Origin of the sequence: Chryseobacterium daecheongense (assembly GCF_003729955.1) — a bacterium.
Classification (GTDB): domain Bacteria; phylum Bacteroidota; class Bacteroidia; order Flavobacteriales; family Weeksellaceae; genus Chryseobacterium; species Chryseobacterium daecheongense.
In genome coordinates this window covers 734,136-759,122 of record NZ_RJTX01000002.1, presented here as the reverse complement: position 1 = coordinate 759,122, position 24,987 = coordinate 734,136, and the positions used below count along the sequence as shown (strand labels likewise).

At 37.0% G+C, this 24,987-nt stretch carries 17 protein-coding genes; 7 read left to right on the top strand and 10 right to left on the bottom strand.

Annotated elements, in window-relative coordinates:
* Nucleotides 1-120: 120 nt before the first annotated feature.
* Both EGI05_RS11925 and EGI05_RS11920 read left to right on the top strand, forming a co-directional pair.
* Nucleotides 121-1,716, top strand: a complete 1,596-nt coding sequence (locus EGI05_RS11925) for a peptide chain release factor 3 (RefSeq protein ID WP_123263242.1) — start codon at nt 121-123, stop codon at nt 1,714-1,716.
* A gap of 228 nt (nt 1,717-1,944) precedes the next feature.
* Nucleotides 1,945-2,892, top strand: a complete 948-nt coding sequence (locus EGI05_RS11920; RefSeq protein WP_123263241.1) for a DUF4349 domain-containing protein — start codon at nt 1,945-1,947, stop codon at nt 2,890-2,892.
* A 45-nt stretch (nt 2,893-2,937) separates the two neighbouring features.
* On the opposite strand, the gene EGI05_RS11915 is transcribed toward EGI05_RS11920, so the two are convergent.
* The 3 genes from EGI05_RS11915 to EGI05_RS11905 form a co-directional block, all read right to left on the bottom strand.
* The gene (locus tag EGI05_RS11915; RefSeq protein ID WP_123263240.1) at nt 2,938-3,495 is read right to left on the bottom strand and encodes a dihydrofolate reductase family protein; all 558 of its coding nucleotides are present in this window, start codon (nt 3,493-3,495) and stop codon (nt 2,938-2,940) included.
* An 84-nt stretch (nt 3,496-3,579) separates the two neighbouring features.
* On the bottom strand, nt 3,580-3,942 hold the full coding sequence (locus EGI05_RS11910) for a hypothetical protein (RefSeq protein WP_123263239.1): 363 nt from the start codon (nt 3,940-3,942) through the stop codon (nt 3,580-3,582).
* A gap of 18 nt (nt 3,943-3,960) precedes the next feature.
* A complete protein-coding gene (locus EGI05_RS11905; RefSeq protein WP_123263238.1) occupies nt 3,961-5,100 on the bottom strand; it encodes an acyl-CoA dehydrogenase in 1,140 nt (379 codons plus the stop codon).
* Nucleotides 5,101-5,508: 408 nt separating this feature from the next.
* Between EGI05_RS11905 and EGI05_RS11900 the strand changes: the two genes are divergently transcribed.
* The 3 genes from EGI05_RS11900 (at nt 5,509) to EGI05_RS11890 (ending at nt 9,228) form a co-directional block, all read left to right on the top strand.
* Nucleotides 5,509-5,892 carry a hypothetical protein gene (locus tag EGI05_RS11900; RefSeq protein WP_134197415.1) on the top strand — a complete coding sequence of 128 codons (384 nt, stop codon included), beginning with the start codon at nt 5,509-5,511 and terminating at the stop codon, nt 5,890-5,892.
* A 2-nt stretch (nt 5,893-5,894) separates the two neighbouring features.
* Complete coding sequence (locus tag EGI05_RS11895) at nt 5,895-7,313, top strand: choice-of-anchor L domain-containing protein (RefSeq protein ID WP_123263236.1); 1,419 nt, start codon at nt 5,895-5,897, stop codon at nt 7,311-7,313.
* A 136-nt stretch (nt 7,314-7,449) separates the two neighbouring features.
* Nucleotides 7,450-9,228 (top strand): AMP-dependent synthetase/ligase, encoded by a 1,779-nt coding sequence (locus EGI05_RS11890; protein ID WP_123263235.1) that lies wholly within the window; start codon nt 7,450-7,452, stop codon nt 9,226-9,228.
* Between the two features lie 154 nt (nt 9,229-9,382).
* On the opposite strand, the gene EGI05_RS11885 is transcribed toward EGI05_RS11890, so the two are convergent.
* The 3 genes from EGI05_RS11885 to EGI05_RS11875 form a co-directional block, all read right to left on the bottom strand.
* On the bottom strand, nt 9,383-10,159 hold the full coding sequence (locus EGI05_RS11885; RefSeq protein WP_123263234.1) for a zinc ribbon domain-containing protein: 777 nt from the start codon (nt 10,157-10,159) through the stop codon (nt 9,383-9,385).
* 2 nt (nt 10,160-10,161) lie between these two features.
* Nucleotides 10,162-11,259 carry a Nif3-like dinuclear metal center hexameric protein gene (locus tag EGI05_RS11880; RefSeq protein ID WP_123263233.1) on the bottom strand — a complete coding sequence of 366 codons (1,098 nt, stop codon included), beginning with the start codon at nt 11,257-11,259 and terminating at the stop codon, nt 10,162-10,164.
* Nucleotides 11,260-11,374: 115 nt separating this feature from the next.
* A complete protein-coding gene (locus EGI05_RS11875; RefSeq protein ID WP_228428599.1) occupies nt 11,375-12,223 on the bottom strand; it encodes a hypothetical protein in 849 nt (282 codons plus the stop codon).
* Between the two features lie 249 nt (nt 12,224-12,472).
* Here EGI05_RS11875 and EGI05_RS11870 point away from each other — a divergent pair, with 249 nt between their 5' ends.
* A complete protein-coding gene (locus EGI05_RS11870; RefSeq protein ID WP_123263231.1) occupies nt 12,473-13,300 on the top strand; it encodes an ion transporter in 828 nt (275 codons plus the stop codon).
* Nucleotides 13,301-13,341: 41 nt separating this feature from the next.
* Nucleotides 13,342-13,500, top strand: a complete 159-nt coding sequence (locus EGI05_RS18005; RefSeq protein ID WP_166668332.1) for a hypothetical protein — start codon at nt 13,342-13,344, stop codon at nt 13,498-13,500.
* Nucleotides 13,501-13,549: 49 nt separating this feature from the next.
* Here the strand turns inward: EGI05_RS18005 and EGI05_RS11865 are convergent, their stop codons facing one another.
* The 4 genes from EGI05_RS11865 to EGI05_RS11850 form a co-directional block, all read right to left on the bottom strand.
* Nucleotides 13,550-15,139: a GEVED domain-containing protein gene (locus EGI05_RS11865; protein ID WP_123263230.1), complete on the bottom strand. Its 1,590-nt coding sequence runs from the start codon at nt 15,137-15,139 to the stop codon at nt 13,550-13,552.
* A gap of 128 nt (nt 15,140-15,267) precedes the next feature.
* Nucleotides 15,268-17,562 (bottom strand): T9SS-dependent choice-of-anchor J family protein, encoded by a 2,295-nt coding sequence (locus tag EGI05_RS11860; RefSeq protein ID WP_123263229.1) that lies wholly within the window; start codon nt 17,560-17,562, stop codon nt 15,268-15,270.
* A 268-nt stretch (nt 17,563-17,830) separates the two neighbouring features.
* Complete coding sequence (locus tag EGI05_RS11855; protein ID WP_123263228.1) at nt 17,831-21,550, bottom strand: fibronectin type III domain-containing protein; 3,720 nt, start codon at nt 21,548-21,550, stop codon at nt 17,831-17,833.
* A 316-nt stretch (nt 21,551-21,866) separates the two neighbouring features.
* A complete protein-coding gene (locus tag EGI05_RS11850; RefSeq protein WP_123263227.1) occupies nt 21,867-24,764 on the bottom strand; it encodes a fibronectin type III domain-containing protein in 2,898 nt (965 codons plus the stop codon).
* Nucleotides 24,765-24,987: the final 223 nt, after the last annotated feature.

Here is a 24,987-nt window from a genome sequence, read left to right as displayed (position 1 = left end):
AATCGTTAAAAATATTCTGTCAAACAAAAATCAAGGTTTATCATACTGATGAAATTCGTATGTAGGGAAAGTTTTCATTTTCAATAAAAAATCACGAATTTTGCAACTTCAAAATACACTATGTCAGATTTAATCAAAGAAATACAGAAAAGAAAAACTTTCGGGATTATCTCCCACCCCGATGCCGGAAAAACGACTCTTACGGAAAAACTACTACTTTTCGGGGGTGCTATTCAGGAAGCAGGGGCAGTAAAATCCAATAAAATAAAAAAAGGAGCGACTTCTGACTTTATGGAGATCGAAAGACAGAGAGGGATCTCTGTTGCAACTTCCGTATTGGCTTTTGAATATAAAGACCATAAAATCAATATCCTGGATACTCCGGGTCACAAAGATTTTGCTGAAGATACTTACAGAACCTTAACAGCTGTTGATTCCGTAATTGTTGTAATCGACGTAGCAAAGGGGGTTGAGGAACAGACGGAAAAACTGGTACAGGTGTGTAGAATGAGAAACATTCCGATGCTGGTTTTCATTAATAAGCTTGACCGTGAAGGGAAAGATGCCTTCGATTTGCTGGATGAAGTGGAGCAAAAATTAGGATTACGTGTTGTCCCCTTGTCTCTTCCTATCGGAATGGGAAGTGATTTCCAGGGAATTTATAATATCTGGGAAAACAACATCCAGTTGTTTCTGGAAGAAAAAAAGCAAAAAGTAGGTGAATCCATTACCTTTGATGACATTAATGATCCTTCTATAGACGAAGCCATTGGCGAAAAAGCTGCTGCCACTTTAAGAGAAGAGCTTGATCTTATACAATCCGTTTACCCGGAATTTAACCGTGAAGATTATATGAAAGGTGAACTACAACCAGTTTTCTTCGGATCTGCATTGAATAACTTTGGGGTACGTGAATTGCTGGATGCTTTCATTGAAATTGCACCTATGCCACAGGCGAAAGAAAGTGATCTTCGTATTGTAAGACCGGAAGAAAACCAATTCACAGGATTTGTATTCAAGATCCATGCGAATATGGATCCGAAACACAGAGACAGATTAGCCTTTGTAAAGATTGTTTCCGGAACCTTTAAAAGAAATGAAAATTATTTATTGGTAAGAGAAGGTAAAAAGATGAAATTCTCATCTCCGAATGCATTCTTCGCGGATAAAAAAGAGGTCGTGGATGAAAGTTTCCCGGGAGATATTGTTGGTCTTCACGATACCGGAAGCTTCCGAATCGGAGATACTTTGACGGGAGGTGAAAAATTGAGCTTTAAAGGAGTTCCAAGCTTCTCACCGGAACACTTCCGTTATATCAATAATAATGATCCGTTAAAAGCGAAACAACTGGCAAAAGGGATTGATCAGTTGATGGATGAGGGAGTTGCCCAGTTATTCACACTTGAAATGAATGGAAGAAAGATCATCGGAACAGTAGGGGCACTTCAGTATGAAGTTATCCAATACCGTCTTGAACATGAGTATGGTGCAAAATGTACATATGAACCACTTGCTATGCATAAAGCGTGTTGGGTGGAAGCTGATGAGAAATCAGAAGAATTCAAAGAGTTTGCAAGATTAAAGCAAAGATTCCTGGCCAGAGATAAATACAATCAATTGGTATTTTTGGCAGATTCTTCTTTTACTATTCATATGACGCAGGAAAAATTCCCGAATGTAAAGCTGCATTTCATCAGCGAATTTCATAACAGTTAATTGATCACTCCATCATCATAAGAATCCGTGAAAAATTTTTCACGGATTTTTTATTTTATTTCGTTGAAAAAGATCAAGAACCTTAGAAAATCTCTTGTAAATCATTTGTAAAACAAACATAAAGATCTGATTGTATTCCATTTATAATTTTACCAGAATAATACTTTCCATTTACAAAGGATACCTCCTCCTCCCTCCTAATTTTACTTCATCAAAAAAATTAATGTTATGAAAAAGTTCATATTGTTAGCTGTTGTATCAAGCACTTTTATCATGTGTAAAAAAGGAGAAGTAAGCCAATCTCAAATTGAAGATACAATTAAATCTGCAGACAGTGTGGCAACCGTTGCTACCGAAACTGTAAATTCTGTTCAAAATTCTGCTGATAAGATTTTAGACTCAGCCAATGTAAAAATCAAAGAATATGAGGAAACAAAAGAAGATATAAAAGAAAAAATAGAATCCACCACAAAGAGCATCGATTCTCTTTCTGACAAAATCGCCTCTGTAAAATTAGAATCCAGGTCTGAAAAAAAGAAAGACTCCACAGAAAAGAAACCTGAAAAAATTGTAGTAAATGTTCCTGCTCCAAAGGTGATCAAAGAAACCAAAGTTGTTTATAAAGATCAACCTAAAAATGACAATTACGAGCTTAATATGTCTAAAAACAGGATGATGAAAACCGGAACACTGGAATTATCCGTAAACGATGCAGAAACAGCTAAAGAAATCGTAAAAGAAGAAGTTCGTAAATATGATGGATACATCAAAAGCGAAAATATTTCCTTAAACAGCGATGATAAGAAAACTGCCTATCTGAAAGTAAAAGTCCCTATTCAAAAATTTGAATACTTAATAGATGACATTGGTAATCTGGGGCAAATTGAGAATAAAGGAATTGAGGTTTCAGGACAAGACTTCGCGGAAAATACCATGTGTGATCTTGAAGTTACTCTTTACGGAACTACAGAAGGAGACTATGCTGCGAAAAAAGAGCCTGAAACTTTCGGTGAAAAATCTTTTGCCGCTATTTCTTCAGGATGGAACGTGATCACTTCTATTTTCCTGTTTTTGCTTCCTCTTTGGCCTTTATTCATCATTGTTGGTATCGGATATTATCTATATAAAAAGAGAAAAACACAGGACTCTCCGGATCATACTGATCAAAATAAATAATGAAAAGCCTTTCAGAACATCTGGAAGGCTTTTTTATAATAAGGATTATTGTTTTTTATTTTCGGGCTCATAATAAAGAATCACTGCCCCACCACTAAATATTTTGTTCTTTATGAATTTAAGATCAATCCTTTCGCTTATATTTTTAAATAATGGTAAACCATTTCCCGCTATTACAGGGTGGACACAAATTTGATATTCATCTATTAAATTAAGTTTTGCCAAAGCCACAATCAAGCTGGGGCTGCCTACTAAAATATCTTTACCTGATTCCTGTTTAAGCGCCAATGCTTCTTCTTCAATATTTCGAACGGCTAATTTTGCACTTTCCCAATCTACCTGCTTAAGGGTGCGGGAAAAAACAATTTTGGTAATACCATCCATTACAACAGCAAATTCATCCATCGATGCATTACCTGTGGGATTAGCTACCAATGGCCGCCAATATTCCATAAGCTGATATGTTATTCTACCATACAGAATAATATCCGCTGTCTTTAACAGATCAGTGTAATGCTGATGAATTTCATCATCCGGAGCTATTAAGGTATGGTCACAAAATCCGTCAAGGGTCATGTTGATGGCTGCAATTAACTTTCCCATATTATTTTTTTTTGATAGTGGTAGTGTATTTCATTTTTAGAATTAGAAATAAAAAGCCTTTCAGAAAATCTGAAAGGCTTTTTGTTATTTCATATTGACTACTTTATCTACAACATACTTAGTATTTCCTCTCCAAGGTAATGCTCCGTTATATTCTTTATAATGAAGGTCAAAGGTTTTCCCGCTATTCATTTCCAGTTGTTGAAAGATCTTTGGATCTTCTACAGAAAACTCAAATTCATAGCTTGTTATGGTACCTGTTTTTCCTCTTCCGAAACCTTCCTGGATCAGTTTTCCTTCGTATGTTTTGAAAATATATCCTTTTTTCATCGCATAGTTCAGGTAACCGGATTTTACTCCTTCCCCGAAAACGAAGTAATACTTATACCATACAAAGACTCCTAAAAGCAAAAGTATGACTCCGAGAGTGATCCACAAGTATTTCATAGTGTAGTTTAAATCTGCTTATTTTGCAATGCTTCTTGAAATCACAATTTTCTGGATTTCAGAAGTTCCTTCATAGATCTGAGTGATTTTTGCATCTCTCATTAATCTTTCTACGTGATATTCTTTCACGTATCCATAACCACCATGGATCTGTACTGCTTCAATGGTAGTATCCATTGCCACCTGAGAAGCATATAATTTGGCCATAGCTCCGCTTTCAGAGATATCTTTTCCGGCATCTTTTTCAGTTGCAGCCTTGAAGCAAAGCATTCTTGCCGCCGTGATCTGAGTAGCCATATCTGCTAATTTGAAAGCAATTGCCTGATGGTTGATGATCTCAGTTTTGAAAGCTTTTCTTGTTTTAGCATATTTCAAAGCCAATTCATAAGCTCCTGAAGCAATTCCTAAAGCCTGAGAAGCGATCCCGATTCTTCCCCCATTCAATACTGCCATTGCAAAGTTGAATCCAAACCCATCTTCACCGATTCTGTTTCCTTTTGGTATTTTTACGTTGTTGAAGATCAAAGAATGTGTATCACTACCTCTGATTCCCAATTTATCTTCTTTTGGACCGATTTCGAAACCTTCCCAACCTCTTTCTACGATAAATGCATTGATCCCTTTGTGCTTTTTCTCAGGATCAGTCTGAGCAATTACGATATAGTAGGAAGCAGTTCCTCCGTTTGTAATCCAGTTCTTGATACCATTTAAAAGATAATAATCTCCTTTATCTTCCGCAGTCGTCTTCTGAGAAGTAGCATCAGATCCTGCTTCAGGTTCAGATAAAGCAAATGCCCCGATTACCTGACCGCTTGCAAGAGGCGTAAGATACTTTACCTTTTGCTCTTCGCTTGCAAATTTCTCAAGACCTGCACAAACCAATGAATTGTTTACAGACATCACAACAGCTGCAGAAGCATCTATTTTTGCAATCTCCTCCATTGCCAAAACATAAGAAACACTATCCATACCGGCTCCTCCGTACTTAGGATCCACCATCATTCCCAAAAGTCCCATTTCTCCCATTTTCTTTACTTGCTCAGTAGGAAATTTCTGATCGCGGTCCCTTTCGATTACTCCCGGTAATAGTTCGTTTTGCGCAAAATCCCTTGCTGCCTGCTGAATCATCAGCTGTTCTTCCGATAAATTAAAGTCCATAAAATTGAATAATTAGATGGTCGTAAATTTACACTTTTTAAGGAAACCTGAAAAAAAATAATTGAAGCCCTTCAAAAGCCCTTCCCTACTGACAATATTTAAAAATAATATCGGAGACATATTTTTATAAGATATTGTTTCATTTAACTATAAAAAGGGACACATTCTGGTTTTTAAATTAGTTGAAAACAGCTTTCCTTCATTTTAGGATCGCATTACACTTACAGGAAAAAAACCGACACTTATTAAATACTCATTTTACGCCTTTAGACTTATAGGTAAGTTTGGATAAAATATGAACCATGAAAATCCAGCTTACAAAAATCCAGCTCCCGCCACCGGAAATAATGATCCATTAACCCACATCCTTATTCTATTATCCAAAATTATACTTACAAACTATTTATTATGAAAAAAAACATTTTAAACCTGATGATTGTGATTTGCCTATGCATGTTCACAAAGTATTACTCACAAAATGGGCAGGTCACTATGAGCCCCAATATGGTCATCACAGTATATGCTGATCAGATTGATCAACTTTCTGAAAGCTATACATTAGATATTCCGGATTTGACTTTTAAATCTGAGAAAGATCTTCAGAAATTTTGCAAAGTAATGTCTTTTGACTTTTACACGCTATCCGGAGACTATGAAACCAAGCAAATGAAAATCAGTTTCAACAAAAAATCTTTGTTGGAAAGACAGTTTACTATCGAAAAGATGAACACTTTCTTCTTACACCTGTCTGGCAGATTAAAATCCGTTTATAAAAAAATAAATCAACTATAACCATGAAAAGAATATGTATAACAATATTGTTTTTTACAATATTCCCAATATTAGCTTTTGGACAATCAATACAGGTAGGCAGCCAGAATCTTTATCCACTGATACAATCATTGGTAGGTTCAGGTGTCACGATCAGCAATATAACGGTCAATGGGACCCCATCCCATTCCTATGGATTTTTCACTAATGGGAATCCAGCTTCAGTATATAAAGGACTCGGAATCAATGAAGGAGTAATCCTCACTACCGGTAAAATAAGTGATGCTGTAGGATCCAATGTCAACTCTCCTGAAAAAACCGTAGAAAATGGAACAGGAGGAGAACCATTACTTGACAATTTAGGCCTGGGGACTACAATGGATGCATGTGTCATTTCATTTGATATAGTACCTCAAGGGAATAGTATTTCTTTAAAGTATGTATTCGCCTCTGAAGAATATCCCAATTATGTAGATGATCAGTACAATGATGTGATGGGTATTTTCATTTCCGGGCCTGGTATTGCAGGAGTTCAGAATATTTCATTGGTTCCAGGAACCAGCAGCCCGGTTTGCGTAAATAATGTAAATGAGGGCTATTCTACAGAATGTGACAGCAATACAGGAACGGGGTGCATGAACTGTGCATATTTTGAAAACAACTGCTTCGGGAAAGTTCATCAATATGATGGGTTTACGAAGGTTTTGCGTGCCACTGCCTCTAATCTGACCCGTTGCGAAACATACCGAATGACCATTGCCATTGCCGATGTTGAAGATATGTTGCTGGACAGTGCCCTATTCATCGAAAAAAAATCTATAACATCACCTGTGCTTATTGCTCCGGCTAAAGCAATGACAGATTGTGTTGCCTGTGAAAGCATTCTTTCACCTACTAATCTGAGCTGTGAGAAAAATCAATATGGTGTTACCAATTTAACATGGGCAGCTGTACCTGGCGCTCTTTACTATGTTTTGGAAATTATTGTCAATGATACACGATGCTGCGGCTCTTCACTGCCATTTGCACTGGCCAATACAACAACCTCCACCAATTCCTTTTCAGTAAGTGCCAATTATCCATGCTTTACATGGAGAGTAAAAGCCATTTGCCCCGGTGGCAAAGAGTCTCCTTATTCAAGTACCTTATGTTCCACATACTGTTCCCGTATCGGGGGGCCTATAGGTAAATTAACACTTTCACCTAATCCTAATAATACAGGTACTCTAAATATGAGGTTTACCACAACAAAAGATGTTCAGTTTACGGTTGATATTATTGATATGTCCGGAAACAAAGCGATCTCATTTGAAAATAATAAAACCACAGATAAAAAGTTTGAAGAAAACCTGAAGCTCGGCAATTTAAAGAAAGGAGTATATCTTGTAAATGTTACCACCGCTGAAGGCGAAACATCACAGGAAAAACTTATCATAGAATAAAAATAATATCAATTAGCCTATTTATGAGAGTGATACTTCAAAAGAAGTGTCACTTTTTTGTTATTTATCATATAGATAGGTGCTATTTTTATAAAAATGCTTATATTTAGAATTGTTTAAAACTGCTTAAAAAATTATGACGATTAAGAGATTATTTGATATACCTCAGTATGCTCTAGAGAAATATCCTAAAAATGATATGTTTGTCACTAAATATCATGGAGAATGGAAGAAAACCTCTACTCAGGAGTTTATCAATGAAGGAAATAAAATATCCAGAGGACTATTAAAGCTGGGAATCAAGCCAGGCGATAAAATTGCATTGATCACCACCAATTCCCGTACAGAATGGGCCATTATGGATTTGGGGCTTTCACAGATCGGGGTAGTTTCTGTACCTGTATATCCAAGTATTTCTCCGGAAGATTATGAATTTATTTTCAATGATGCTGAAATCAAATACTGTTTTGTTTCTGATAAGGATCTTTTAAATAAAGTTATGAAAGTGAAGCACAATATCCCATCTTTACAGGGTATTTTTACTTTCGACAATATAACCGGTGCCGCCAACTGGAAAGAAATTCTGGACCTTGGTGAAGATGATTCTACCCAAATTGAAGTGGAAGACCTGTCTAACACCATCAATTCTGAAGATCTCGCAACGATCATCTACACTTCAGGAACAACGGGAAAACCTAAAGGCGTAATGCTTACGCACCACAATATTGTTTCCAATGTTTTAGGTTCTATTCCAAGGATTCCAAGAAAGAAAAGTTTAGATTATAAAGATACAAGAGTTCTCAGCTTTTTACCGATCTGCCACATTTTTGAAAGAATGCTGTTCTATTTGTTCCAATACAATGGCTTCTCTGTATATTTTGCAGAGAGTATTGAGAAAATGGGCGAGAATGTGAAGGAAGTAAAGCCCCATTATATGAGTGTTGTTCCTAGATTGGTAGAAAAGGTATATGATAAGATTTACAATACAGGATCTTCTGCCGGAGGTTTAAAATCGAAAATATTCTTCTGGGCATTAAATCTTATTACTAAAAAGAAAGAAGTATCCAAACCATCCGGACTACAGGAAATTATAGCCGATAAACTTGTGTTCTCCAAGTGGAGAGAAGGTTTAGGAGGCGAAATCATTACTCTGGTTTCAGGTTCCGCAGCTTTATCTACAAGATTAAATTTAATGTTTCAAAATGCGGGAATTCCTATTCTTGAAGGGTATGGCCTCACAGAAACATCACCAGTAATTTCTGTGAACAGTTTTGAAAAAATGAAAGTGGGAACTGTTGGATTGCCTTTGGATAATCTTGATGTGAAGATTCAGGAAGATGGTGAAATTACGGTAAAAGGCCCGTCTGTTTTCAAAGGATACTTTAAGAATGAAGAAATGTCTAAAGAAGCCTTTACAGAGGATGGTTATTTTAAAACTGGAGATATTGGACATATTGATAGCGACGGATTCTTGCAGATCACCGATCGTAAAAAAGAGATGTTCAAAACATCAGGAGGAAAATATATTGCACCACAAACCATTGAAAACCTTGCCAAAGCTTCTAAATTCATAGAACAGATTATGGTTGTAGGTGATGGCGAAAAAATGCCTTGTGCACTGATCCAACCTGATTTTGAATTTGCCAAAAGCTGGGCAATGCGTAATAATTTAAGCATTGGTTCCACTCCGGAAGAAATTGCCAAAAGCCCTGAATTAAAGGACAGAATTGAAAAAGAAATAGAAGGCATTAATGAGCATCTCGGTAACTGGGAAAAGATCAAGAAAATTGAACTGACTCCAGAAGTCTGGGGAATAGACAGCGGACTTCTAACACCTACGTTAAAGCTGAAAAGAAAGGCTATCAAAGAAAAGTTTATTGATCTGTACAATAAGATGTATGATCATCATGAATAAATAAAAACCGCTTGATTAAGCGGTTTTTTATTTTATGATTGGGTTCCTACAGAATGATAAATAGGTCATCTTGTTTTATGATCATGAAGTTGACCTATTCCCATAAAAAAGCTGTCCCAAATTGAGACAGCTTTTTATTATTTTAAAATCAGTATTAAAATTTGATTACTGATTTCATTTTTTCTGTTTCTTCCATTACCAATTCGTCATCAACAAGGATCTTTCCTGAATGCTCATCGATAATGATTTTCTTTCTCTGAGCGATTTCCATCTGTTTTTGAGGCGGAATAGTGAAGAATGACCCTTTTGGAGCTCCTCTTTCCAATCCTACAACAGCTAAACCGTTTACAGAGCTGGTTCTGATCTTATTATAAGATGCCAGTAATCTGTCATCAATCTTGGAAGCAAATTCCTTAGATCTTTCCAACAGATATTCTTCTTCTTTCTGTGTTTCAGAGATCAAACCGTCAAGCTCATCTTTTTTGAATTTCAAGTGATTTTTCAGTTCATTGATCTTGGTAGTAAGCTCAGATAAAGTTTCGTTTTTGTGAGCGATTTTAGCTCCGAATTCTTTAATTCTTTTTTCAGCAAGCTGAATTTCAAGCTCCTGATATTCAATTTCTTTACCCAATGCTTCAAACTCTTTATTGTTTCTTACATTATCTTGCTGAGATTTGTATTTTTCAATTAAAGTTTTAGCGTGGTTGATTACTTCATGCTTGGTTTTGATCTGGTCTTCCTGATCTTTGATATCCGTATGAAATTTTTCAGCTCTTTTTTCAAGTCCTTCAATTTCGATTTCAAGATCTTCCACCTCAATTGGCAATTCTCCTCTTGTATTTCGGATTTCATCCAATCTTGAATCAATGATCTGCAAATCGTATAAAGCTCTTAATTTCTCTTCAACTGAAATATCGGTGGTTTTTGCCATATCTAAAGGAAATAATTTACTGGGTTTGTTTTTTCGTTAGATTTTGAGATTGCAAATGTACTAAATTTTTGTGACAAAATTTCAAATAATTGTTGAACAACAAATTGTTCAGACTCATAATGTCCAATATCACAAATCAGCATTTGAGATTCTGCCAAGAAATAATCATGATATTTGATATCTCCTGTAAGGTAAGCGTCACATTTTTGGGATAAGGCAGATTTAATTCCGCTTGCCCCGGATCCACCTAATACTCCTACCCTCTTTATTTTTTTATCTAAGAAATCAGAATGCTTAATTATTTCAAGGTTAAATTTTTCCTTCACCATCTTCAGGAAATCTTTTTCATCCATCTCCTCTTCCAGCTCGCCGTACATTCCCAATCCTGTGTGTTGGTTTTCATTATCTAAACTATAGATCTGATAAGCTACTTCTTCATAAGGATGTGCTGATTTCATCGCTGAAATGATCTGTCCCTGTTTATAGCCCTCAAAAATTACCGAGATCATATCCTCATCTGCGTTTTCCCGGATATGTTGCCGCCCGGAAAAAGGATTAGAGCCTTCAATAGGCCTAAATGTTCCATTTCCATTGATGCTGAAACTACATTCATCATAAAAACCTATATTTCCTGCTCCTGCTGAAAAAAGGGCATTTTTTAACGATTCGGTATAGTCTTTAGGAACATATACCGTCAATTGCTTCAGGTTATTTTTCTTAGGCTGAAGAATCTTAAGATCTTTCAATCCCAACTGATTACAGATTCCTGCATTCACTCCGAAGAAATCATTATCAAATGCTGTATGAATGGCATAAATAGCAATTTTATTCTCAATAGCCTTCAAAACAGCTCTTTCCACATAGTTTTTACCTGTCAACGATTTCAATCCCGAAAAAATAATGGGGTGGAAACATACAATAAGATTGCAGCTTTTATGAATAGCTTCCTCCACTACTTTTTCCAAAGCGTCATGGCAGACTAAAATTCCGGAAACAGGACGATCCGGAACGCCACACAATAAACCAACATTATCAAAATCTTCTGCCTGATTAATTTTTATTTTTTCCTCAATTTTGGAAATGACTTCTTTTAGCTTCATGAGATGTACTTATAGCAACGAAGATATTAATTTTATGAAAAATAAAACAGATTTTCATTATAAACCCGGCTCATGTACCTACACAAACCGGGTTCCAATATAGTCATGAGATTTTTTAATCTTTGAAAAGCGATACCCTGGTAAAGGAATCCACTACTACAGTACAGCCGGTATCTGCTTCCATAAAAAGCTGATATCCTTTTCCGGGATCCAAACTTGCCGGGTCTGCAATAGTATAGAAATAGAACGTAAGAACATTCCCAACTCCGCTGGAACCACTTGGTAAGAACTGAATGGAATTAACCACAAAACCTGAATCAGGATTCGTCATAGTGGCCTTCACAGAGCCCGAGCTGTTAGACCCTGGACTTACATTGGCTATAAGTCTCCAGATATGTACCTGACCATTAATTTCGTTTTCACGCCATTTATTGGTTGATGAAAGATAGATATTAGATGTTACACCTGGAAACGGCACTGTTGTTTCCGGCCAACTGGTGGTAGGACTTGGAGCAAATACCAATGGAACAGCATATATAACTTGTTGTTTCGGGCCATATCCATTTCCCGCTGCAGTAAGATTAAGAGTCGGTTTTACCCCTGCATTTCCGGAGTTTATTTTCACAACTCCATCATTACCAGCCTGAGAAGATGTAGCTACAAAAAGCTGTCTCCATAACGTACCATCCCAATATTGGAATGCGCCTGGTGTAGTATTAAAAATAAGGGTACCAATAGCCAGATTGGCATTGACAACTCCTGCTGGAGGAACTGTAAGAGGATCATTATCTGCTAAATTGGTATTTCTTTCGGTGTCTGAAAGACGTGGAATCAGAATTCCTTTCTGATTGGAAGTAACATCCAATACTGTTGCTGCATTAGGGCTGGTAGTATTAATCCCTACTTGACCATTAAGCAAAGAGCATAACGCCCCCAAGAGGGCTGAAGTAATAATTTTTTTCATGATTATAATGTTTTTTTGTGAATTAAAATTACAAAGAATACCATAATATATTGTTAAAATTTTATTTTTATATGTCATATAAATTACATATATTGCTAAAATCAATATTCTGAAAACCAACACTTTAAGTACAAATAATTCACAAATTGATGAGCATAATTTCTCCCATCCTTTTCCTTAAAAGCTTTTTGAGATATATTTGTAAACTAGTTCATTAAAATCTTATCTTAGGTTATAATTTTAAGTAGTATGGAAAGAGAGCATAATCTTATTCCCGAAGACACTTTATGGAAAAGATTTCTATATCGTGTTATCAATCGTTCGGATACAAGGCTGGGAAAATTGTTTGATATTGTTTTATTAATTCTTATCCTGGTAAGCACGCTCATTATCATGATGGAAAGTGTACCATGGCTGGACAAAAAATTTCATATCACTTTTTTAGTTCTGGAATGGGTTATCTCTCTGCTTTTTACCATTGAGTATACCATGCGTATCGCCGTGGTTAAAAATAAAAGACAATATATTTTCAGCTTTTTCGGGATCATAGATTTTTTATCACTGGTTCCTTTTTATTTGAGTCTATTTTTTCCTGTTACAAAGTACTTTCTTATTTTCAGAATGCTAAGAATGCTAAGGATCTTCAGGATCTTTAATCTTATGGATTTTATGAATGATGGATACCTCATCGTAAAAGCTTTAAAGAATAGTTCCAGAAAAATCTATATTTTTCTTCTGTTTCTAATCATTTTCTCCGTTATTGTCGGTTCCATGATGTTTATGGTAGAAGGAGGAAGACCAGGTTTCGAAAGTATCCCGCAATCTATTTACTGGGCAGTCGTTACGGTAACTACCGTAGGATATGGCGACGTTTCTCCGATTACTCCGCTCGGAAAGTTTTTTGCCGTCATATTGATGTTGGCCGGTTATTCTATTATTGCTGTTCCTACAGGAATTGTAACTGCTGAAATGAGGAATAAAAGACAAAACCTGGAAAAGATTTGCGACAGGTGCGGCAATGAAGATATTGATGATGATGCAAGGTACTGCAAACAGTGTGGCAAGAAATTAGCTTAATATTTTTTATAATTAATCTATTAACCAAATACAACAAGATCATGGAACCAAAAAAGAAAAACAAACCCAACAGCCTTGTGATCATTTTATTCGCTTTAGTAGTATTGATGATCATTATTTATTTTATTCTAGTCATGTTTTTCCCAACCGTATTCAGTAATTTGAACACAGGAGATTTGCAACCTGTCCCAAATAAATAAAAATAAAGAAGCCGGCTTTAAGCCGGCTTCTTTGGTTTAGTCTATACTATTATTTTTTTATAGCCTTAATTGTTTGCTGAGAACCATCTTTCAGATTCAGTGTTATAAAGTACATTCCTTGTTTTAAATCTCCTAAATGAAGAGCTGATCCCGGATTATCAATAGTCTTGATCAATCTTCCTACTGCATCTGTTACAGATACCGATTTCACATTTCTGATCTCTGAGATATTCAATACATCCGTAAATGGATTCGGATATGCTTTGATATTGTTTTTAGTTCCAGAAACTTCAGAAGTAGCCAAAGGAGCAGGCTCCACAGTGAAATTATCTATAAAGAACTCATAATCCTCAGTATCATTGACTGTTCCATCCGATCCGTAGAAAGCAAATATCGTATTGGCTCCTGTGTAAGATGTAAGATTAAGCGAAAACTGTGTTGATGTATTGGAAGGGGCATTGGCTGCAGTCCAGGTTTGTAGCACTGTCCAGGTATTTCCTCCATCCGAAGAAACCACAAATTGTATCACATCATCAGAACCCATTGCAGAAGATGCAGTTCCATTATATTCGGTTATACCATAATCAAACTTCACACGATATCCTCCAGCTGACAGATTGAAAGGTACTGTTTTCAACCATCCCTCTGTATCTGTAGTATATAGATTAATTACTGCAGAACCTGTAGAACCTGAACCCAGGAAGCCGTCTTCATACCAATATCCATATGTTCCTGTAGGAGGAGTTCCCGTTGGTGATCCTCCGGATAACTGTTCCCAACATGTAGGTGGGAATGTTGCGAAATCATTTGTATAAGTAGGTACAATAGTAGCACACGCCGTTGTGAAGGTAGCTCCTATAGACCACTGGCTTTTATCTGTAGCGCTACAGGCAGCACGCACCCACACATAATAATTGGTGGCCGCAGCCAGATTAGAAGGTAAAGTTACTGAAACAGCAGACGGTCCGGCAGTTCCTGTTGCATTAGTGGTTGTAGTAGGGGCTGTATTGGAAGTAGACACATAATATTCATATCCTACACCCACAGTACTAGGAGATGCAACCCAGCTAATTGTAGCTGAATTGGACGTCACTCCGTTTACCGTTACATTGCTTGGAGCAAGACAGCTTGGAGCGGCTCCAATATTAACCATATAATCGTGTACTTCTCCATATCCATCTGCATTACATGGTATCGGTTGACTAGAATATCTGTCCCCTACTCTCATACGATGCACTCCGGTTGTTGCAGTAGCCGGTAAAATGATTGCACCGTTGGTAATATCCGAACCATTGATGTTGGAGCTGCTTGCAGAAGCTACCAACTCAGGAGCGGAATCATCAAAATTTCCATCATTGTTGAAATCTATCCAGATACGTATGTTCTGGCTTCCATAATTGTGTGTCACTGAAAACGGATAGTTTAGCCCCGCATTCATGCTGATAGTTTGTGTGGTATAATCACCATAAGCATTTGTAGAACATCCTGTATTCAAATGGCTGAAACTGGCACTTGGTATTTCAAAACTGTCAATTTGATCTCCGTCATCACAGCCGTAAGTGTATTGTGGTGTACAGTATGTTTGAGCAAACGCTCCAATCCCTAGGCTTACAAAGCCCAATAATAGAAATTTTTTCATGTTAATAATTTTGTTTCGCACTAATTTAAATAAAAAACAGATATTATTAATAAAAATTCAATTATTAATTAAAAAAAATGGAGACTAAATAACCAGTCTCCATTTTTAATTTTAATAATTAAAAGAAATTATTTTTTAATAGCTTTAATTATTTGCTTAGAGCCATCTTTCATTTGCAATGTTACCAAATACATTCCTGATGTAAGTTCTCCCAAATAAAGTGCAGGGGAAGGAGCATCAATAGTTTTCAGTACTCTTCCCGTCATATCGGTTACGGAAACTGATTTTACTTTAGATATATCTGAAATATTCAATACATCAGCAAACGGGTTCGGGTATGCTTTGATCTTATTTTCAGCTTGAGCAACTTCAATAGTAGCCAAACTACTTGAATCATAAGCAGAAACCTGAATTGGCCCATCCCCACCCGCTGTAGAATATCTCCAAACACTTACATAAATGGTTTCGCCTGGTGTTCTTCCGGTAAGAGAAACTCTTGAATACAAATTAGTGGTTGTTGTAATATCATCATTACATGAAATTTGCGTTAAAGATCCACAAGTTCCACTATATGCAGCCAATATAGAATCTGTAAATTGAGATCCCGATACCGCACCCGTTTCCAGGGTTACATTTCCTGAAGCCGGCACCACAACAGAATACCATGTATTGTTCACTGAGTTTGACGAAGCACAAGTAGAAGTAACATTAGTAGTTGCCCCTGCATTAGTTGAAGATATAGCTCCTGAAGCAAAATCAGTACCTACCGTTAATGGTATAGCTCCTGAACATTCATCATTGGCAGGCGGTGGTGGTGGCGTTCCAATACAAATCGTAAAGCTCGCATTATTTCCGCTGCTATAGGTGTAAACTCTTATATAATAGGTTTGTCCTGGTGTTAATCCTGTCAAAGTAGCAGAATTAGGATCAGAGCAAATGATGCTTGTTTGTGAGCCACATGTTCCGCTCAAAACTTGAAAATACATATCGGTAGAGCCAGAAACATTGGAAAGGGTCACCACATGAGAAGCTGAAGTAGCCACAAATGAATACCAGATATCGTCATCAGGAGTTCCGTTACAAGGTGTTGCTGCCATAGATTCTGTTGCACTAGTCGTGTTTCCTGTTGTTGTTACTCCACAGTTCAGGTTAGGGTTCACTGTTAAAGTGATTGCACCTGAACAATTATCATTGGCCGGAGGAGGAGGTAATGTTCCTACACAGATATTGAAGCTTTGGGCATATCCCTCTCCCGAATAGCTATAAACTCTCACATAGTAAGTCTGTCCAACCGTTAATCCAGTAGCTGTCCCTGATAAAGGGTCACTACACAAAACGCTCGTTAAGTTTCCACAAGCTCCACTCAAAACCTGAAAATAAGTATCTGTTGAGCTTGTAGTCCCTGTAGAAACCACATTGGACAATGTTATAACATGTGAAGTTGCTGTAGCTACGAAAGAATACCAAACATCATCATCCGGGGTTCCGCTACATGGTGTGGCAGCCAAAGATTGAGTTGCTCCTAATGTATTTCCTGAAGCTACTGAGCCACAATTTAAATCCGGGTTTACCGTTAAAGCGATTGCTCCAGAACAATTATCATTAGCAGGTGCAGAAATTGTTGTAAATGAAATCTGTGAGCATCCGGCAGCATTTCCAACTCCGTTATATGGTGTAACAGTAACATAATAGGTAGTTCCTGAATTAAGAGTTCCCGGAATATTATAACTAGTGACATTACCAACATCCACATTATTCATAACATCTGTTCCTCCACTGGTAGTTCCTACTTTAATTTTGTAGCCGGTAGCCGAAGCAACGGTATTCCAGCTTAAAACACCATCAGGGTTTACTCCCGTAGCAGTGTTGGTTGGGGCGGTCAATGTAGCACAACCCGGAGCAGTCGTAGGGGCGGAATCTACAACAAATGTATCTGCATACAGTTGCCATTGATCGGTATCTGTAGCATGAATTGCCACATATACTGTTTGCCCGGCATATGCAGCTAAACTAAAGGTTTTCTGCGTCCATACATCCGGTGCTTTTTGTGTGGCTTGCAGTACCGTAGTAAATGCTGCTGATGTCTGATTTGTTGTAGAAAGCAAGACTTCATAATTTTCAAGATAAGTTGAACTTCTTGATTTTACAAAGAAAGATATTCTGTCACTTACTCCGGTAGTTACAGTAATTGCTTTTGTAATTAAATAATCATCATGCGCTGTGGTATTATACGTTAGAGAAGCAACATTAGATCCCGACTGAGCGGTTCCAGCTCCCGGAGTTCCAAATACCCAGCCATTGGCACCGCCATTATTAATAACAGCCCAACCCGCCGGCATCGTAGTACCAGCATCAAAATTTTCAGTCCATTGCCCAAAACACAAGATAGGCAAGGTTAAAATAAAAAATAGTAGTTTCTTCATTACAGTAAATTATTAGGGAAAATAAATTTAGGCATATTTTCAATTAAATTCCATGATTATAGTGTTTTTTTGAAAATAATTTTAAATAAAAAGCACTTTCATTATAAATAACAAAACAAATACTGAATAATAATAATTCAAACACAATTGAATTATAAATTCTTTAAATTCTGGATATCAACAATTTACACTGATTTCATTATTTTCAATATCATTAAAAAAATGGCGACTAATATTTTAGTCGCCATCTGTTAAATAGTTTTATATTCTATTTTTTAATTGCTTTGATTGTTTGTCTTGATCCATCTTTCATAGTAAGAACTACTAAATACAATCCTGATTTCAATTCTCCCAAATGAAGAGCCGAAGAAGGAGTATCGATAGTTTTCACCAATCTTCCTGCAACATCCATTATAGAAACTGATTTTACATTGGATATATCAGAAATATTCAATACATCAGCAAACGGATTTGGATAAGCTTTAATATTATTTTTGTTACCTTTTGTTTCTACAGTACCCATTGTAGATGTAGGCTCAATGATGAAATTATCAACAGAGAAATCAACATCATTTGGATCATCTACAGAGCCATCATTTGCATAGAATGCAAACATTGTGTTCGCAGATACATAACCTGTAAGGTCCAAGCTATAGTTATTGGATGTATTAGACGGCGAGTTAGCGGCATTCCATGTTTGTAATACAGTCCATGTAGTACCCCCATCTTGTGAAACTAAAAACTGAACTACGTCATCAGATCCTAATGTACCTGGTGTTGTTTCTGCATAATTAGTTAGTCCATAATTAAATTTCACTCTATAACCTCCCGCAGATAAGTTAAAGACAGGAGTCTTGAACCATCCTGCTCTTCCTGTTGAATAAGAATTATATCTTATTGCACCTGTGGTTCCTGAATTTAAGAAACCATCTTCCACCCAATAAGACGAAGTACCGGTAGATCCTGTAGCCGGAGTTCCTCCTGATGCAGATACCCAACAAGCACCCGGATAAGCATTAAAGTTATTGGTATATGATGGAACGATAGGAGCACAAGCTGTATTAAGAATTCTCACCGTACATGATTGTGATGTAACTTGTGCATCGTAAGCATTTACTGTATAGAAGTAAGATGTACTGTTGTTCAATGATGTGGAAAGTGTGTAAGTCAATACATTTCCTACATCTACATTATTAAGTATATCCGTTCCGCCTGGTGTAGTTCCCATTGTAATTCTATATCCTGTTGCACCGGTCATGGCTGTCCAAGTTATAGTAGGAGTCAATGAAACGTTAGTAGCATTTGCTGTCGGCGCCGTTACTGAAGGACAGAACGAAGCTGTTGTTAATGAAGGCAATGGAGCCCAAGGACTTGTAGAAGTTCCACAATTAGATCTCACCCAAACATAATAAGTAGTTGAAGGATTTAAAGGAGTTAATGTATAAGGACTTGTTACATTAGTAGCTGTCGGCGTTGCATTAACAGCAGGAGCCGAATTTGTTGTACTCACGAAAATATCATAGTTCCCTGTAGGAGCCGAACTGGAGGCAGTCCAAGAAATGGTTGCAGCTTTATATGTTATTGCCGAACTTGTAAGGCCTGTAGGCTCTACACATGCAGGAATATTTTCCACAGTTACGTCATCAATATAGATAGATCTGTAAGTATCCCCTAATCCATGTCTTAAAGCTACATATAAGTTAGTTCCAGCAGGAATATTGACAATATATTGACTCCAAGAAGAAGTAAGAGTAATAGAGCTTCCTATTGCCGTAAATGATGAAGGTGTTGCAGGATCAGAAAGGGTTCCAACCTGTAATACATATCCTGTACTTCCTTTTGCAAGGAATTTCACTCTTTTAGTACCATCAGATAAATTGTTGGTTTGCGGTGAAACCAGCATGATATTTCCAGTAGTCGCAGATGAATTATATAAATAATAGCTGTTTGGAGTAGAAGCTCCTGAAGTAGTTACATAACCATATCCTGCCGAACCGGAAGTTTCTACATATGACCAACAAGTTGGCGCATTAGTGTTAGAAGATGAACCAACAAGAGTAGTATCAAAATTCTCAGTATACGGAGCATTAGATGGCTGACAAAGAGTAGTAAATGATCTTTGTGTACAAGAAGCTGAATTACTTGTAGATGTGTAAGCGTTAACTACATAGAAGTAGGTTGTACTATTATTTAATGGTGTCGTAAATGTATAAGTTGTTACATTTCCTAGGTCAATATTATTTAATATATCAGTACCTCCTGAAGTAGTTCCTACCGTCAATCTATAACCTGTAGCATCAGTTACAGCAGACCAGGTAATAGCAGGAGTTAAGGAAACACCTGTTGCACTCGCTGCCGGAGCCGTTACAGACGGACAACCAATATCTTTAGTTTTGAAAGAAATCTCTGTACATCCAGTAGCTGTTCCATTGCTATTAACCGGTGAAACCTTAGCATAATATGTTTTGCCATATAGCAATTGAGATGCAGCAGGAATAGTATAAGTGGTAACATTTCCTACATCTACCGCATTCATTATATCTGTACCACCAGGTGTTGTTCCAATTGTTAACTTATATGAAGAAACTGCTGATGTAGATGCATTCCAAGTAATTGTAGGAGTTACAGAAATTCCTGTTGACGCATTGGTAGGCGAAGAAATTGTTGTACAATTAGGAAGAGCGGTAGAAGCTGTTATATTTACATTATCAATATAAATATCATCACTTCCGTTATCTCCTGTTGCAATAAATCTAACTATTGCAGTCGCACTATTGGAGCCTAAATCGAGACTTTTAGAAGACCATGAAGAGGACACTCCGTAAGTAGGTCCCACCGTATTAAAAGTTGTTCCTCCATCTGTAGAAAGTTGAATTTTTAAAACATCACTTCCAGTTGGGTTAATATAATCAAAACTTAAAAATCTAGCTCCCGCACCTCCCGAAGACAGATTTACATACAAATCCATATATCCTGAGGCATTTACTGTGTTATAAGCATGGAATCTTGCTGTTGGTGCTACAGCTGGTGTAGCTACCGTAGCTGTACCACTTGTACTGGTCCATCCTGAAGCACTGGTAAATCCAGAAGTAGAAATATCACTTGCTCTCCATGAATTATCTCCTCTTGAAGGCCATGTTCTCCAATTCGAAGCATTTGGCAAATCTCCAGTGGAATTACCATTAACCCATGATCCAAAGTTTTCAGTAAAAGGTAAAGTTGCATACGTCGGAGCTGCAGAAATCCATGTACCAGGAGTATAGGTAAACGTAAGTCCTGAAGCAGGAACAGTAGTTGCATTAGTTGTTCCTATGGTACAAGTAGAAGTATTGGATGTTCCTACACCTGTAGCTGTCCAGTCAGTTCCTGTTCTGTTATTTACATCAGAACTTTCAGAACCTCTAATCCCAACTTGTCCGGTTAAAGCCGCTGTTCCAGAAACACAGTTCCCATAAACAATATTTACAATGTTAGTTATAAGGTCAAACTGTATCTGGAAATTAAGGGTTTGAGCTGCAGCTGCAGAATTCCCCTGCAGATCTGTAAACTGAACAATAAATTTCGATCCTACAGTTTCATATGCAATTTCCGAAGTTGTTGTATTTGCATTTCTTAAGTTAACTGCAAATCCGGCAAATGCACCTTCATACGGCGTTGTCGTATCAGTGGAAAGCCCCGTATAAGTGGAACTCACCGCCGCCGTTCCCAATGTCACAAAACCATTATTGCTGATATAAATACTGGAATAAGATTTTCCATTAAATTTAAAAGCTGATGGTAAATTAATCGCAGCCGATACAGCATCTGTACCTAAAGTAGCACCTGATTGCCAAATGGTTCGGCTAGCTGATAATGGCGTATAAGTGCCACTACTCTGCGTAAAACCATACCCGTTATTAGTATTGGGATTCGTTGCCTGTGGTGGACCCACTTGCGCATACGCTCCCACACTTAGGGCTACTAAACATGTTAGTAAAAGTTTTTTCATACTTAGTAAAAATTAAAATTAGGGAGGTAAAAGTAAAAATATTTTTCAAACAAACTCATAAATAATTATAATTTTTTTAACAATACACACTTAAATCGATCTTTTTTTAATTAAAATTAAACAATCATTTAAATTTATAAAATATTCACCAAATAAGGACAATTTCACAACACACATAAAATCAATCAATTAGATCAGATAACAAAATTCTGATAAGCAATCAATTTAGACACTTAACATAAAAAAATATTCATAAAAAAAAGCAGCCAGGATTCTGGCTGCTATCAATTAACTTTAATTATTATCAGATTTATTTTTATTGCTTGATTGCTTTTATTGTTTTTCTTGATCCATCTTTCATAGTAAGAATAACCACATACATTCCTGACTTTAACCCTTCCAAATGAAGAGCAGATTCAGGCTTGTCAATTGTTTTTATCATTCTTCCACTTATATCCACTATGGATGCTGATTTCACATTCGAGATGTCAGATATATACAACACATCTTTGAATGGATTTGGATACACTTTAATCTTATCTTTAGACAAGGATGTTTCATTAGTAGCTAGCACAGAAGCATCATAAGCAGAAAGCTTGAACTGACCAGTAGTACTTCCTCCTCCTGCTGTACCTGTATATCTCCATACGCTTATATATAAAGTAGCACCTGGTGTCTGTCCTGTCAGTGACAATAAGGAGAAATTATCGACACCACTATCATCATCACATGCAACATCCGTTAATGATCCACACGCTCCACCATGAACAGAAAGAACAGTATCTACAAATCCTGAACCTGTAACACCTTGCGTCTCTATGGTAAGTGTTCCACTTGCAGGCACCACTACAGAATACCACACATTATCTCCTCTACTGGTTTGACAGGTCGTTGTTCCATCTGTTGTAGCACCATCATTACTTGTAGTAATAACATTAGAATTAAAATTATTTCCAACTGTTAAGGCTATTGCTCCCGAGCAAACATCATTTGCCGGAGGCGGAGGTGGCGTTGTTACACAAATATTAAAACTATTGCTATATCCTGCCCCATTACTGTTATACAATCTCACATAATAAGTCTGTCCTGAAGTAAGTCCGGTAACAGTTGTACCATTAGTCGTTCCACAAGCAATACTTGTCAAGCTTCCACATGCACCACTAAACACCTGAGTATACAAACTCGTAGATGATGTTGTACCTGTAGAAACTACATTTGACAATGTAATGATATGAGTGGCGGCGGTAGCTACAAATGAATACCAAACATCATCATCAGCTGTTCCTGTACAAGGAGATACAGCAAGACCTGAGTTGGTAGCAGAAGCTGTAGTTCCTGCAGTTGGGCTTACACACGTAGAAGTTGGGCTCACTGTCAAAGATACAGCATTAGCACATTCATCATTTGGTGGCGCCACAGGTGTAGTAACGCAAATATTAAATGTATTGGCATATCCGGTTCCGGAATTAGAATTATAAACTCTTACATAATAAGTATTCCCTACCGTTAAGCCTGTAAGCTGAGTTGGTGTAGCATACGATGTATCACAAATAACACTCGTCAGTGATCCACAACTACCACCCAATACCTGAAGGTACAGCGATGTTGAAGAAGTAGTTCCTACAGATACAACATTGGTTAAAGCTACCACATGAGTTGCAGAAGTAGCCACAAACGAATACCAAACATCGTCATCAGCTGTTCCCGTACAAGGAGAAATAGCAACCCCAGAATCCGTAGCGGATAAAGTAGTTCCTGCCACCGAATTAGTACATAATGATCCCGAGCTTACCGTTAAAGGAGTAGCATTCACACAATTATCATTAGAAGGTGGCGGTGGCGGTGTTCCCACACAGATATTAAAGCTTATATTTCTCCCTCCGGCTGTAGATTCGCCAAAGGTGAATACTCTTATATAATAAGTTTGTCCAACTGTCAATCCTGTAACCACAGCTGCATTAGGATCTGAACAAAGCACACTCGTCTGGGAACCGCACACTCCACTTAATACTTGGAAATATGCATCGGTGGTACTTGTTGGACCTGTAGAAACAACATTAGTTAATGAAATTTGATGAGATGTTGATGTTGCTACAAATGAATACCAAACATCATCATCACCAACTGCCGTTGTACTACATGGCGATACCATAGTAATTCCTGAATTGGTTGCCCCTAATGTATTTCCTGAAGCTGTTACTGTACAATTCAAATCAGAATTTACAGTTAGTGGAATTGCATTGGCGCAATTATCATTAGCAGGAGGGCTGGCTACCGTAAATGAAGTTTCGGTACATCCCGTAGCTTCCCCAAGTGAATTAACCGGAGTAACCGTTACATAATATGTTGTAGAAGCAGTAAGATTAGAAAGAGCATAAGAAGTTACATTCCCTACATTTGTGTTTGCCACAATATTACTTCCACCAGGAGTAGTACCTACTTTTAGTTTATAACTAGAAGCGGCAGCTGACCCTGTTACTGCACTCCATGTTAAAGTCGGAGAATATGGAGTATTGGTTGCTCCATTAGCGGGAAAAGTTAATGCCGTACAAGATGGTGCAGATGTTGGAGGTACATCAAATGCAATATGTGGCCTTCTGTAATCAGAAGACGTAAGAGTAGCTCCAAAAGCAGAAGTTGTGGTTACATATTTTGTTGTGTTGCTGTTAGCAGTATTTACACAGGGAGAAGAATATTCATATTCCCAGTTAATTGTTGCTGCCTGCGCTGTAGTCTGAGTATATTCCGTAAATACGGCTAGGTTACTCCCCGATGTGTAAGGAAAGTTAACAGAATGAACAAATTGCTTAAAACCGGCAGAGTTCCCTACGGCAGTTTGAGGGTTAGAATCATAAACCAGTGTTGCCCCGGAAATTGCTGTTGCCCAATCTAACGCTCCGGATCCAAAATCCGTAGCTGTTGTATTCATCATATAGATTTTAAAATTTGCATCTGCATTAAGGGTTCCTGAGGCAGTATATCTTTTGAAATAGGTTGCCGTAATTGTGTTATTAGCAATAGCCGTTAATTGTGAAGCAGGAATAATAAAAGCTCCCCGGCTTTTAGAATTTGCTGTTGCATTACTATTTGGTGTCCCATAACTGTTTGTCCCAATCGTTCCGTTACAAACAGGAACAGTGTAGCTTTGTCCCCAATACGATTGATAAGATAATATACTCACCAAAAGCATAAAGAGTAGATTTAATTTTTTCATACTTAGTTTTATTTAAAATTCAAAGTATAAATTTACAAAATAAATTATATAAATAATATATTAAAACAATTTTTATTAGAAAATCAATAATTTAAAACAGTTTTAATTAACAAAAAACTAAACATTCATTTAGTTAAATAAAAATTCATCAATAAATGAATTATTTATAATAAATTGAAAATCAATAATATATAACAATAACTCTAATTTTTACATTCAAATA